11 protein-coding genes and 1 pseudogene are annotated in these 12,921 nt (G+C 42.7%); 10 read left to right on the forward strand and 2 right to left on the reverse strand.

The window, feature by feature from the left end; translation table 11 throughout:
- The first annotated feature begins 1 nt into the window (after position 1).
- Positions 2–1,282 carry an ABC transporter permease gene (locus tag JMW90_RS11365; protein ID WP_201564279.1) on the forward strand — a complete coding sequence of 427 codons (1,281 nt, stop codon included), beginning with the start codon at positions 2–4 and terminating at the stop codon, positions 1,280–1,282.
- A complete protein-coding gene (locus tag JMW90_RS11370) occupies positions 1,282–2,478 on the forward strand; it encodes an ABC transporter permease (RefSeq protein ID WP_201564281.1) in 1,197 nt (398 codons plus the stop codon). Before JMW90_RS11365 ends, JMW90_RS11370 begins: the two co-directional genes overlap by 1 nt.
- Positions 2,479–2,547: 69 nt before the next feature.
- Here JMW90_RS11370 and sthA read toward each other — a convergent pair whose 3' ends face one another.
- On the reverse strand, positions 2,548–4,191 hold the full coding sequence (gene sthA / locus JMW90_RS11375; RefSeq protein ID WP_201564283.1) for a Si-specific NAD(P)(+) transhydrogenase: 1,644 nt from the start codon (positions 4,189–4,191) through the stop codon (positions 2,548–2,550).
- 197 nt (positions 4,192–4,388) lie between these two features.
- Positions 4,389–5,237 carry a posphoenolpyruvate synthetase regulatory kinase/phosphorylase PpsR gene (gene ppsR / locus JMW90_RS11380; protein ID WP_041753451.1) on the reverse strand — a complete coding sequence of 283 codons (849 nt, stop codon included), beginning with the start codon at positions 5,235–5,237 and terminating at the stop codon, positions 4,389–4,391.
- 419 nt (positions 5,238–5,656) lie between these two features.
- On the opposite strand from ppsR, the gene ppsA reads away from it, so the two are divergent.
- The 8 genes and pseudogenes from ppsA to JMW90_RS14105 all read left to right on the forward strand — a co-directional run.
- The gene (ppsA, locus tag JMW90_RS11385; protein WP_201564285.1) at positions 5,657–8,041 is read left to right on the forward strand and encodes a phosphoenolpyruvate synthase; all 2,385 of its coding nucleotides are present in this window, start codon (positions 5,657–5,659) and stop codon (positions 8,039–8,041) included.
- 237 nt (positions 8,042–8,278) lie between these two features.
- Positions 8,279–9,265, forward strand: a complete 987-nt coding sequence (locus tag JMW90_RS11390) for an RDD family protein (RefSeq protein WP_227691950.1) — start codon at positions 8,279–8,281, stop codon at positions 9,263–9,265.
- A gap of 290 nt (positions 9,266–9,555) precedes the next feature.
- Positions 9,556–9,954 (forward strand): 30S ribosomal protein S6, encoded by a 399-nt coding sequence (rpsF, locus tag JMW90_RS11395; protein WP_201564287.1) that lies wholly within the window; start codon positions 9,556–9,558, stop codon positions 9,952–9,954.
- Between the two features lie 16 nt (positions 9,955–9,970).
- Positions 9,971–10,201, forward strand: a complete 231-nt coding sequence (gene rpsR, locus JMW90_RS11400; protein ID WP_010198808.1) for a 30S ribosomal protein S18 — start codon at positions 9,971–9,973, stop codon at positions 10,199–10,201.
- 20 nt (positions 10,202–10,221) lie between these two features.
- Positions 10,222–10,734 (forward strand): 50S ribosomal protein L9, encoded by a 513-nt coding sequence (gene rplI / locus JMW90_RS11405; protein WP_201564289.1) that lies wholly within the window; start codon positions 10,222–10,224, stop codon positions 10,732–10,734.
- 356 nt (positions 10,735–11,090) lie between these two features.
- Positions 11,091–11,333 (forward strand): hypothetical protein, encoded by a 243-nt coding sequence (locus JMW90_RS11410; RefSeq protein WP_201564291.1) that lies wholly within the window; start codon positions 11,091–11,093, stop codon positions 11,331–11,333.
- A 138-nt stretch (positions 11,334–11,471) separates the two neighbouring features.
- A complete protein-coding gene (locus tag JMW90_RS11415) occupies positions 11,472–12,608 on the forward strand; it encodes a glycerate kinase (RefSeq protein WP_201564293.1) in 1,137 nt (378 codons plus the stop codon).
- A 242-nt stretch (positions 12,609–12,850) separates the two neighbouring features.
- Positions 12,851–12,921 (forward strand): annotated as a pseudogene (locus tag JMW90_RS14105) (transposase); the annotation flags it as partial.

The raw sequence follows: 12,921 nt of genomic DNA on the forward strand, positions 1-12,921 counted from the left end.
TATGCGCCTGACGAAGCTAAAGGATGCTTTTGTACGCAGTGCAGCTTACGAGCGACGGTTTTTAGCCAAAAATCCGTGGGACTTGGCGATGGTGGTGTGGATACCACTGGCTACCGTGCTATTGATTTGGTGGATTTTTTCACAAATACAAATTACAGATTTACCTATTGGCGTGATTGATAATGATCGGGGGCCTGTCGCTAATACGGCGCTGCGGTATTTGGAAGCCAATCCCAATTTAACGGTAAAGCAGCTATATCACTCGCCTGCTGCGGCAAAAGCCGCTATCTTGCAACGCGATATCTATGCAATCGTGATTATCCCTGAAGATTTTTCTCGCAATATCTTATTAAGTAAGCCTGCGCCTATCGTACTACAAGTCAACGCCCAATATGGCACCCACTCTGGCATTATTCAAGCCAGTGTACAGTCTGTCATCGGTACCTTGTCCGCAGGTGTTGAGATCAAGCGTTTGGTCAAGCAAGGTATGGCCCCATCGCAAGCCGCGATTGCTTACGCTCCTATTAGCATTCAGCGTATCAGCTTGTTCAATGCCGCGACTGATTATCAGCAATTCTTGGCGTCGACAGTCATCCCTGCGCTGCTACATATATTAGCAATGGTCATTGGTGCAACGACGATCGGTCGTGAGCTGCGTGACAAGCGAATCGGACGCTGGTATCGCTTTATTGATGGTAGCCGCCCTCATTTAGCATTACCGTCTAATGATATTAAAACAAGTAGTTCAGAAAAGGTTTCAGAAAAATCAGCACCAAAAACAGTAAGTATATTGGTACTCATATTCGGCTTATTAGGTAAGTACTTTTGGCCGCTACTTGCTTACAGTATATGGGCGATATTGGCGCTATGGCTTGCAGCCCCGCAGCAAGCTGTTCCAATCAGCTCCCTTATTGTCACTTATCTCAGCCTTATATTACTCATCATGCTATCTTTTTGGCTCGGGGCTATACTTACTTTAAACTCATTCTCATTACGTATGGGTTTATCTTCGACGGGGTTTATCTCAGCGCCATCCTATGCCTTTGCAGGGGTTACCTTTCCTTATATCGCAATTAGTGAGAACGCGCAGCATTGGTCAGATGTGCTGCCGCTTACCCACTATCTGAAGCTACACATTGCACAGTTACAGATGCAGGCTCCCGTTATTATCTCTCTGCCTATTTTATATGGTCTTACTATAGCGACGCTGATTGCGCTGTACTTAACGGCTTTATTAACGAGACGGGCGCTGGCGCATCCTGAACGCTGGGGAGCACGCTGATGTCATCGTCATCCAAAAACAAGTCCTCTACTACCATGACAGAATCAGAGAAAACTTTAGCATCGCCAAGCTTTTTCGGCAGCTTCTTACAAACTATAAAAGACGTATTTTCTGATAAAGGTGTGTTGTTATTACTGATGATTGCGCCGATTATTTATGGCTTCTTTTATCCTTGGCCGTATTCTACAGAAGTTGTAAACCACGTGCCTGTTGGTATTGTTGATAAAGACAATAGCCCTCTGTCGCAAACCATCGTTCGCTATGCCAGTGCCAGCCCGCAGCTAGATACAAAACGCTTTTTAAATGAACAGCAAGCCATTGAAGCCATGTGGACCGATGATATCGCAGGCTATATGATTATCCCAAGCGGGCTTGAGCAGCAAGTGTTATCCGGCAAGGCTGCGAGTGTCAGTGTACTTGGTAATGGCGGCTATTTTTTATTAAATAAAAACGTACAAATGGGTTTTTTACGAGCTGTTAGTACTGTCTCAGCCGGTATTGAGGTGAAAAAAAACGTGGCACAAGGGGCGTATTTAGCGACTGCTTCTGCCAAGACTCAAGCTGTGCCCTTAAAAATTATTCCTCTATACAATCAAACAGAAGGTTATGGCGCTTACGTCGTGCCGGCAGTGTCTATTCTTATCTTGCAACAAACACTGTTGATGTCTACAGCGATGTTGATTGGTACGTGGTATGAGCAGCGTCGTCATAGAACCACTATTCGCGGCTGGCTTGGGCGGATCGCAGCACTGAGTATGTTTAGCTTCGTGATTGGCTGTTTTTATTATGGTTGGGCATTTGAGCTACATCATTATCCGCGCGGGCAAAATATGCTGGGCAGTTTGTTATTTTTGCTGCTATTTTGTCCGACAGTCGCGACCCTTGGCTGTCTATTGGGACTTTGGTTTCGCCAGCGTGAGCGCAGTATGCAAATCCTGATATTTAGCTCGCTACCGATGTTTTTCGTCAGTGGTTATCCTTGGCCTGCCCATCAATTGCCCGAGTTTTTGCAAGTTATTCGCTGGTTATTGCCGACGACGCCTGGCATCAATACTTCCGTGCAGCTTAACCAGATGGGTGCCAGTATCGCGCAAGTAGCGACCGGTTTTTATGTGTTGGCAGGATTGTGGGCTTTTTACTTTATCCTGCTTTTGCTATTCCGCTGGTTTACTGCAGAGCGTAAAAGCGTTTATTAAAGTGAATAAAAAAAGCGCCTGTATGATTACAGGCGCTTTTTTATTAACTGACTCTCATACCCTTAATCACTATAAGACACGATTCAGACCGTTCAATGCGGCAACGCGATAGGCTTCTGCCATCGTTGGATAGTTAAAAGTCGTATTAACAAAGTATTCAAGCGTGGCATTACACTTCATCACGGCTTGCCCAATATGAATAATCTCTGAGGCATGATTGCCGTAGCAATGAATCCCCAAAATCTCTAACGTCTCACGGTGGAATAGGATTTTTAAAACCCCTGAGCGCTCACCGATGATTTGCGCGCGTGCCAGATGTTTGAAGAATGCCTGACCCACTTCATAAGGGACTTTGGCATCCGTTAATTCTTGCTCTGTTTTACCGATACATGAAATTTCAGGAATAGTATAGATGCCTGTTGGTACACTTGATACCGGTTCTGCATCACGGTCACCGACCATAAAGGCAGCAGCACAGCGACCTTGATCATAAGCAGCTGAAGCCAGCGACGGCCAACCGATAACGTCGCCCGCCGCATAAATATTTTCAACTTCGGTACAGTACGTATCATCAACTTTCAGTTGACCACGGCTATTGGCTTCTAAACCTAGGCATTCTAAATTTAAGCCTTCGGTATTACCTGAGCGTCCATTTGACCACAAAATCGCATCAGATTTGATTTTCTTACCACTTTTTAGATGTAGAATCACACAGTCATCATGCGTTTCTAAATGGTCAATCTCTTCATTGCTACGGATAACCACGCCGAACTGACGGAAATCATGAGCGATGGCATCACTGATTTCACTGTCAAGGTAGCTCAACAGCTGATTTTGGTTATTAATCAAATCCACTTTATAGCCAAGACCAGTGAAGATAGAGGCATATTCACAACCAATTACGCCTGCACCATAAATAATAATTTTCTTAACCACATAATCCATTTGTAGGATTTTGTCAGAATCAAAGACGCGTGGATGATTGAAGTCTAAGATATCAGGGCGATACGGACGGCTACCGACGGTAATGATGGCTTTATTAAAGGTGATGGTTTCAAAAGTATTTTCATCAATTTCGATACGTATGGTGTTTTTATCAACAAAATTTGCCCAGCCATGAATCACTTCAATCTGGTTGCGCTCATAGAATCTGGTGTGGGTATTGACCTGCTGACGAATCACATTTCGCGCTTTGGCAAGCACGATATTGAGCGGTACTTGATGATAATTCATCGTCTTGGTAAACATCTGGTCACGGCGAAAGTTAATCAAGTTAAAGACCGACTGACGCAAAGCTTTACTTGGAATCGTACCAACATGGGTACAGTTACCACCTACTTGCTCACGCGGGTCGATAACCACAACCTTCTTGCCCGATTTGGCAAGCTTCATGGCAGCAGCTTCGCCAGCAGGACCTGCACCCAATACGACTGCATCATATTCAAACTCATGCTTATCGCTTTTTAGACGTTGTGAATCCTTGGTAAAGCCAGATTTTACATCAATACGCGTATCATCTAGTGGATTGACCAAATCTGGATGATGCATGATGTCTTCAGTAACTTGCTCATGCGTTTGTTCGATTTTCTCTTTCTTGTTTTTACCCTCAGTATGCTCAGGGTTTGGCACACGACCACTTTCCTTATTAGAGACCTCAGTATTGGTGTCTTTACCGGTATCATTGGTCGCGTCGCCTATCGTTTTGCTTCCCATCGTGTCCTCTTTATTCATTTATAAATCTGTTTTTTTAGCGCATAGATGCCTTTATTTTTATAAGTGTCTAGATAAAAATATCCATGGTGCTAAAGTTTGTTCACCATATGTGGTGATACGTTATTTTGCAATATAGCCACGACTGCAACTGCCGCTTTCAAAAATACTATTTTTAAAAAAATAGTGAGTGATCTTAGTTAGCCAATGCGGCGTTTTAGACCGGTCATCTGTAATATACGCGTGGCAATCTCTTCAACGGACATCTCTGACACATCGAGGCTTGGAATGCCTTGCGAGGTATAAATTCCTTGTATCGCGCGTTGCTCTTGCTGACATTGCTGATAACTTGAGTAACGACTGCCCGCGCGGCGCTCTTGACGGATTTTCACCAAGCGATCCGTATCGATAATCAGACCAAATAGCTTGTGTTTATGCTCGCGCAATGCTTTTGGGAGCTGATTGTCGTTTAGGTCTTCTTCGGTTAAAGGATAATTGGCGGCTCGGATACCAAATTGTAGTGCCAAGTACAATGACGTTGGGGTTTTACCAGAGCGCGAAACACCAATCAAAATAATATCTGCGGCATGATAATGACGGGTACGTGCGCCATCATCATTGTCTAATGCAAAATGCACCGCATCGATACGCTCTTTATAAGTCTCAGAGTCAACATTATCATGCGCATGACCTGAATGCCCATCTGGCTCCACCCCAGTCTCTTCTGCTACGCGACCGATAAGACCTTCATACATATCCAAATTACAGCTGTGCGCTGAATTGATTTTCTCTCGAATCTCAGGACTGACAATGGTATCAAACACCAGTGGTAGCAGGCCGTCTCGCTGATAGGCGGTATTGATTTGCACAACCGCATCTTCAGCACGTTCTAAATTATCCACATAAGGCAGTACTCGGGTCTCAAAAGGCACTGAAGCAAATTGGCTTAAAATAGCACGTCCAAGCGTTTCTGCGGTAATCGCCGTGCCATCAGAGATAAAAAACGCCGTTCTTATGTTTTGAGCGTTATCGACTTCTAATGCTTTCATATTCTGAATCGTAGAATTGGGTTGTGGTGACGAATGGTTTACATACATAACGTTGATACCCTTTTTAAATCCTTGGTTGAAACCTCAGTAGCAGCCTTTCATTTTAGCATTTAGCACTTTTTAGTTTGGTTATATGCGTCTCAAATTTTCATCTTTATTATACGCATAATAGGCGCTCAATAGGAATCAATGTTACAGGCATACCCTTAGATTTACATAGGTTTTCACATCATAGCTCGCAGCAAAATCAACATTACTGGTGCCAAAATTTATGATCTGTCCTAATAAATATGTAGCAAATCTCACAATTTGTATCTTTTTCATCATTTTTTTGCTTCAACCTCTCGAATTTCTCAAAATATAGGGGTATAATCGACCATTATAATCTTTACTAAATAACCTTATTTTCTGGAGTTATCATGGCAGCGCAATCTACAGCACTTGTAATTAACCTTGATCAGTTAGGAAAAGACGACATTGAAATGGTCGGTGGCAAAAACGCTTCACTTGGTGAAATGATCAGCCATCTATCTGATTTGGGCGTTAGTGTTCCAGGCGGCTTTGCCACGACTTCAAATGCTTTTTATCAGTTTCTAACAGAAACAGGCTTACTTGACAAAATCAACAGCGAGCTTAAAACCTTAGATGTTAACGATGTCAACAAACTCGCTGAGACGGGCAAAAAAATCCGTACTTGGATTATTGAGCAAGAGCTGCCAAAAGATCTTGAGCAAGCGGTTCGTGATTCATTCGAAGAGATGAGCGATGGTAAAGAGATTGCTGTTGCGGTACGTTCTTCTGCTACGGCTGAAGATTTGCCAGACGCCTCATTTGCCGGTCAACAAGAAACCTTCTTGAATATTCGCGGCATTGATAACGTCCTTATTGCTATTAAAGAAGTTTTTGCTTCCCTTTATAATGACCGTGCCATCTCATATCGTGTCCATAAAGGCTTTGAGCATGAAGGTGTTGCTCTATCTGCTGCCGTACAACGTATGGTTCGTTCAGAAACGGGTGCGGCTGGTGTGATGTTCACCCTAGATACCGAAAGTGGTTTTGACCAAGTGGTCTTTATTACCTCAAGCTATGGCCTTGGCGAGATGGTCGTGCAAGGCGCGGTAAACCCTGACGAATTCTATGTGTCAAAACAATTACTTGCTAACGGCAAACCTGCGATTATCCGTCGCAACTTAGGTAGCAAGCATAAGAAAATGATTTATGGTGATGAAGGTAGTACCACCAAATCTGTAAAAATCATTGATGTCGAAAAAGAAGATCGCATGCAGTTTTCTTTGTCTACTGAAGAGTTGAACTCACTTGCCAAGCAAGCGATGACCATTGAAAAGCATTACGGTCAAGCGATGGACATCGAGTGGGCAAAAGACGGCGATACCAATGAAATCTTCATTGTTCAAGCCCGTCCTGAAACCGTTAAGAGCCGTCAAGACAGCAACGTCATGGAACGCTATGTCATTAACACCACTGGTGCCAAAGTATTGTGCGAAGGTCGCTCAATCGGTCAACGAATTGGTGCTGGTAAAGTTCGTATCGTGAATAACTTAAACGAGATGGACAAAGTACAAGAAGGTGATGTGCTAGTATCAGACATGACGGATCCGGATTGGGAACCCGTCATGAAGCGTGCTTCTGCTATCATTACTAACCGTGGTGGTCGTACCTGTCACGCGGCGATTATTGCTCGTGAGCTTGGCGTACCAGCGATTGTTGGTTGTGGTAATGCCACAGAATTATTGGTTGATGGTCAAGACGTTACCGCCTCTTGTGCTGAAGGTGACACAGGCTTTATCTACGAAGGTCAGCTTGATTTTGAAGTAAAGACCAACTCTGTTGAGTCTATGCCAGAACTTGCATTCAAAGTAATGATGAACGTTGGTAACCCAGATCGTGCCTTCTCATTCACCCAAATGCCAAACGAAGGTATTGGTCTTGCCCGTCTTGAGTTCATCATCAACCGTATGATTGGTGTGCATCCAAAAGCCTTGCTAAACATGAATAGCTTGCCACGTGAAATCTCACAAGCAATCAATGAGCGTATCGCAGGTTATGCTTCTCCGATTGATTTCTACGTTGATAAATTGGTTGAAGGTATCTCAACCCTAGCGGTAGCCTTTATGGATCAGCCAGTTATCGTTCGTATGTCAGATTTCAAATCAAACGAATATGCTAACTTGCTTGGTGGTAAATTGTACGAGCCATCAGAAGAAAACCCAATGCTTGGTTTCCGTGGTGCTAGCCGCTACGTGTCTGACAATTTCCGTGACTGCTTTGAGCTTGAGTGTAAAGCGCTTAAGCGTGTACGTGATGAGATGGGCTTGACCAACGTCGAGATTATGATTCCATTCGTCCGTACCGTTGGTGAAGCCAAACAAGTCATCGAATTACTTGAAAAAAATGGTCTGAAACGTGGTGAAAACGGTCTACGCGTCATTATGATGTGTGAGCTACCAACCAACGCCCTACTAGCGGAAGAATTCCTTGAGCACTTTGATGGCTTCTCAATCGGTTCAAACGACTTAACGCAGCTAACGCTTGGTCTTGACCGTGACTCAGGTATCGTCTCACATCTATTCGATGAGCGTGATCCTGCGGTTAAAAAGCTATTGTCTATGGCAATTGATGCTTGTCGTAAAGCAGGTAAATACGTCGGTATTTGTGGTCAAGGTCCATCAGATCATCCGGATCTTGCTTACTGGCTCATGGAGCAAGGCATCAGCTCTGTGTCATTAAACCCTGACTCAGTATTAGATACGTGGTTCTTCTTAGCGGGTGAAGAAGTAAAGTAAGCTGCTGTCTAAAGGTTACCTACTAAAGATTACGTACTAAAGATTAGTAGTAACAAGCAATACTAGTACACTTTATTATTAGGGTTTGTTTGCCAATCATCATTAATTTTGATGAAATAGCATACAAACCCTATGCTGTATTTAACACATCAGTATGCTTCTAAAAAAAGACGACTTGTGAATTTTAAATACGCCCTAATATAGTCATCTAAGATATGACCAACGATGTAGGCAACTATGCAGATTTTCCTTGCTCGAAATAACGTACAAGCCGGTCCATATACTTTGGATCAGTTCAATATCATGCTCACCTCTGGTGAGGTGTTATTAGATGATTTGGTCTGGCATGAAGGCTTAGATCAATGGCAGCGCGTGGGCAACTTGACTAATAATCAAGCCTTTTATAGCCCAACTCATGTAGCAATGCCTGAGGTTAATGATTCTATCATTAACAACGTCACTATCTTCCCAGAAGACGATGCAGCAGATACCAATAAAGACAAACAGTCCGTATCGCTAGATCGCCTATATGGCAAGCCTGAGCGCTCAAAAGACACGGCTAAAAACTCCAAAGCGGACATGACAACCAATCGTCAATACAAGCCAAATAGTCATGTGTCATTAAACAAGTCTAACGCTGCCAAAGCCAATTCAGCGAAAGATAAAGTAGTCGGTAATGTGGTACTGGCTCCTATCATGTCACGGGTATTGGCAACGGCGCTTAATGCTTTACTGTATTTATTAGCCATTTTCCCGCTAGTGATGGCATTGACCAAGATGGATGTCGATTATACCAAGTTCCAAAACATTCAAGACATGGACGCCGCTTATCAGTATTCAATGACATTGATGGAAAGCTTGCCTAGCAGCACGTTGCTGATATCGCAGGTCATGGTCTTTGGTTTGTTTGCCCTGCAATTGTTATTTATCACCTTGCGTGGTCAATCACTGGGTAAAATGATTACAGGTATTCGCGTGGTCGATCAAACCACTCATCGTCTACCGTCGTTTTTAAAACTTATCGGTATGCGTACCTTTTTGCTGTTTATTATTTATAATTTACTGTTCTCTTTTACCAGCTTTTTGGGTTTTGTTGTTGTTGCCATTCATTATTATATGGCTTCTAAAAGTCCTGAAAACATTGGTTGGCATGACAAATTGGCCAAAACTTTGGTGGTCAAAGCGGATAGCAGTCAATTGGTAAAAAAACCAAAAATAAAATAACTTAACTTTTGGTTATTGATAATATCTCTTATGTTTGTCATAAAAAGCGGCGTATCAGCGTTGCTTTTTTATTGATAAAGAAACCCTGTATTCAATGAATATTTTTAATTAACAGCCGCGCATTGATTAACCTTTGTGTTCATCAGTAACTACTGTTATAATATGGCGCTTTATAAACTAAGCTTATTCTCTGTTAATTATTTATAATAATGGGTAGGATTTGAGCTTACCTTATAAATCTCCTTGCTATTAACATAGGGTTAATAGCTACTAATCCGTAAGGAGTCATAATGCGACATTACGAACTGGTGTTACTTGTACACCCAGACCAAAGCGACCAAGTGGTCGGCATGGTTGAACGCTATATCAAGTTAGTTCAAGACAACAACGGCACCATCCATCGTCTAGAAGATTGGGGTCGTCGTCAACTGGCTTACCCAATTAACAAGATTCACAAAGCTCATTACGTTCTTTTCAACATTGAAACTGACGGCGAGACTTTAGCTGAACTTGAAGAATTATTCCGTTATAACGACGCGATCATTCGTAGTCTAGTTATGCGCCGTGACGATGCTGTCACTGAAGAGTCGCAGTTAGCCAAGAATGCCGATGAAAAACGCGCACGCAAAGCAACTACTCGTCGTCCAGATCGTGATGATAACGACGACAACGACCACAGTGAAGACTAATTAAAGGAGAATACTCATGGCACGTTTCTATCGCCGTCGCAAATTCTGCCGTTTCACTGCTGAAGGCATCACTCACATCGATTATAAAGATGTTGAATTGCTAAAACAGTATATCAGTGATAATGGTAAAATCGTTCCAAGCCGCATTACCGGTACGTCTACTAAATATCAGCGTCAACTAGCGACTGCTATCAAGCAAGCTCGTTATTTATCGCTACTTCCATACACTGATAACCATCAGGGTTAACCGTTAACTAGGAATGACTCATGCAAATTATTTTGTTACAGCGTATCGTCAACCTTGGTAAACTCGGTGAAACTGTCGATGTGAAACCAGGTTACGGACGTAACTTTCTTATCCCTTTGGGTAAAGCACTACCTGCTACTAAAGCTAACATTGAAAAGTTCGAAGCACGTCGTGCTGAGCTTGAAGCTGAAGAAGCAAAAGAAGTGGCTGTTGCTCAAGAACGTGCTGACGCATTAACGGATGTTAATGTTATCATGCGCGCTAAATCAGGTGACGAAGGCAAGCTATTCGGCTCTATCGGTACACGCGATATCGCTGAAGCATTGACTAACTCAGGTCTAGAAGTTGACCGTGCTGAAATCAAGCTGCCTGAAGGCACGTTACGTCAAATTGGTGAATATAATGTTGATATTCAACTACATCATGACGTGACCGCTACTATTCTAGTGACCATTCTTTCTGAAGATGGTGACAACGAAGACCTAGATGAAAACGACGCTACAGACGAAAACGAAGACTATTCTGAAGAGTAATCTTTAGCATACTGAGTTTTAGTCACAATAAAAACCAGCAACTTCAGGTTGCTGGTTTTTTTTATGTTGGTTTCGAACTTTGTCTTTCAGATGGGTGCTGATACAGACGATAAACACTGCACACGTAATGACAAAAGACTATTGATAAAGTCTGGTGTATTCTAATACTGCTAGCCACTATGCTGACCATATAGTCAAAATACCCTAAAAACGCTACAGTACTACTGGTATAAATTTTTTGCAGCGTCTGTCTGCGTAGTCACAGCAAGCAAGAAAAATTAATATCAGCAGTACTTGATGTATCGATATTACTTTTCCCTGACCATATCTATTTTATAAATGAAATCTAGGACACCATGATAAATACTGATGACACTTTACGATGTACTCAAGGTAATGATTTTTATACCGAAGGCAAAATTTATAAAGTCGGTAGAATCGTTAATAATAAATACTTCCAAATATTGACTGATAATAATACTGACCATTGGTATGCGACATTAGACGATAAAGGTATTTATGTGAGCTTTGATTCCGCGGTAGTAGAAACTGAGAGAGCGTATTTTGAGAAGATCGATAATTCATCAACTGATTATTAATAGTATCTCAAGGCATTTAAGCTGTCGTTGGAAATTAAAAACGGTCATTATAATGACCATTTTTTTGGTTAAAAATCTAGCTGGCGATAGACCTTGGTATTTATCTAACGCCTTAATAGAATGATCAAAGAGAAACTTATGAAAATTTTAATCGCCCCCGACTCATTTAAAGAAAGCTTAGAGGCATTGGATGTCTGCCACGCTATCCAAGCTGGATTCAGTCAAGTATTCCCTGACGCTGGCTATAAGCTATTACCCATGGCAGATGGCGGTGAAGGCACCTCTGCGGTGTTGTCTTATGTGCTGGGTGGACGCTGGAAAGAGGTACGTGTCCATGACCCCTTAATGCGACCTATTAGCGCAAAATATGTATTATTGCCTGATGCGACTGCGATCATTGAAATCGCCCAAGCCTGCGGTTTACATCTATTGACTGTGGCAGAACGCAATCCTGTCATCGCAAGCAGCTATGGCGTGGGCGAGCTGATTGCAGATGCTTTGAATGAAGGTGTTAAGCGTATAATTATCGGTCTCGGTGGTAGTGCTACCAATGATGCAGGACTTGGTATGCTAACGGCACTTGGTATGACGTTTTATGATAGTGATGAAAATATATTGGCCCAAGGCGGTGGCTCGCTTGCCAACTTGCAACGTTTAGAGGCGACAAGCTTCCATGCTGGTGTGTTAGAGACAGTATTTGAAGTGGCTTGTGATGTCACCAATCCTCTATATGGCGAGTCGGGTGCCAGTGCTATATTTGGCCCTCAAAAAGGGGCTAGTCCGCAGCAAGTAAATGATTTGGACCAAGCCTTACACCACTTCGCCGCTATATGTGAGCAACATGGCTATCAGGACTATCAAAAAATATCAGGCGCGGGCGCAGCAGGTGGGCTTGGCTATGCGCTGATGAGCTTTTGCCAAGCTGAGTTAAAATCAGGTTTTGATACGGTTGCAAAAGTTACCAATTTATCACAGCACATTGCCGATGCAGACTTGGTCATCACAGGCGAAGGTAAGCTTGACGCTCAGTCTGCCATGGGTAAGGTAGCTGGCAGCATTAGTCAAGTTGCCAAAGCCCGCCATACGCCAGTGATTGCTATCTGCGGCAGTGTTGATAGCTTAGAACCAGCTCAGAGCAGTCAATTCGATGTCATCATGCCCAGTATCCAAAAGCTAGAGTCCATCGATAACATCTTTAAAAACGCTTATCGTAATATTGAAACGACTGCTGCCAATATTGCTGCGGCAATAAAACTGGGTCAAAGCATAAAATAGAAATAATCGTTTGTCATGAGATTAGATTTTGAATGCAGCGCTTCATGAAAGAAATAATAGCTTACGATAATAGCGCTCTTACATTATAAGAGCGATATCAGCATTTTATAATGCAAAACGCCATTGTTGGGTATTGTTGGATAAGGCTCAAATAACAAAGCAGCTTTTTTAAATAGCAATAACTAAGAGCCTTTCCTAAAAAGTGTGTAACTGCTTATAATCCACTAACAGGAGAATAAGCAATGACTACTCAATCTGACATTAAAAAACTGGCCGAGCAAATGGCTGGTAGCATGAACAGCTTTGATGACAT

The organism is Psychrobacter glacincola (assembly GCF_904846215.1).
GTDB classification, from domain to species: Bacteria; Pseudomonadota; Gammaproteobacteria; order Pseudomonadales; family Moraxellaceae; genus Psychrobacter; species Psychrobacter glacincola.

Excerpts from the sequence above, each read along its gene's own strand:
- JMW90_RS11365 (WP_201564279.1), top strand. The coding sequence starts at position 2 with ATGCGCCTGACGAAGCTAAAGGATGCTTTTGTACGCAGTGCAGCTTAC.
- JMW90_RS11370 (WP_201564281.1), top strand. The coding sequence starts at position 1,282 with ATGTCATCGTCATCCAAAAACAAGTCCTCTACTACCATGACAGAATCA.
- sthA (WP_201564283.1), bottom strand. The coding sequence starts at position 4,191 with ATGGGAAGCAAAACGATAGGCGACGCGACCAATGATACCGGTAAAGAC.
- ppsR (WP_041753451.1), bottom strand. The coding sequence starts at position 5,237 with ATGAAAGCATTAGAAGTCGATAACGCTCAAAACATAAGAACGGCGTTT.
- ppsA (WP_201564285.1), top strand. The coding sequence starts at position 5,657 with ATGGCAGCGCAATCTACAGCACTTGTAATTAACCTTGATCAGTTAGGA.
- JMW90_RS11390 (WP_227691950.1), top strand. The coding sequence starts at position 8,279 with ATGCAGATTTTCCTTGCTCGAAATAACGTACAAGCCGGTCCATATACT.
- rpsF (WP_201564287.1), top strand. The coding sequence starts at position 9,556 with ATGCGACATTACGAACTGGTGTTACTTGTACACCCAGACCAAAGCGAC.
- rpsR (WP_010198808.1), top strand. The coding sequence starts at position 9,971 with ATGGCACGTTTCTATCGCCGTCGCAAATTCTGCCGTTTCACTGCTGAA.
- rplI (WP_201564289.1), top strand. The coding sequence starts at position 10,222 with ATGCAAATTATTTTGTTACAGCGTATCGTCAACCTTGGTAAACTCGGT.
- JMW90_RS11410 (WP_201564291.1), top strand. The coding sequence starts at position 11,091 with ATGATAAATACTGATGACACTTTACGATGTACTCAAGGTAATGATTTT.
- JMW90_RS11415 (WP_201564293.1), top strand. The coding sequence starts at position 11,472 with ATGAAAATTTTAATCGCCCCCGACTCATTTAAAGAAAGCTTAGAGGCA.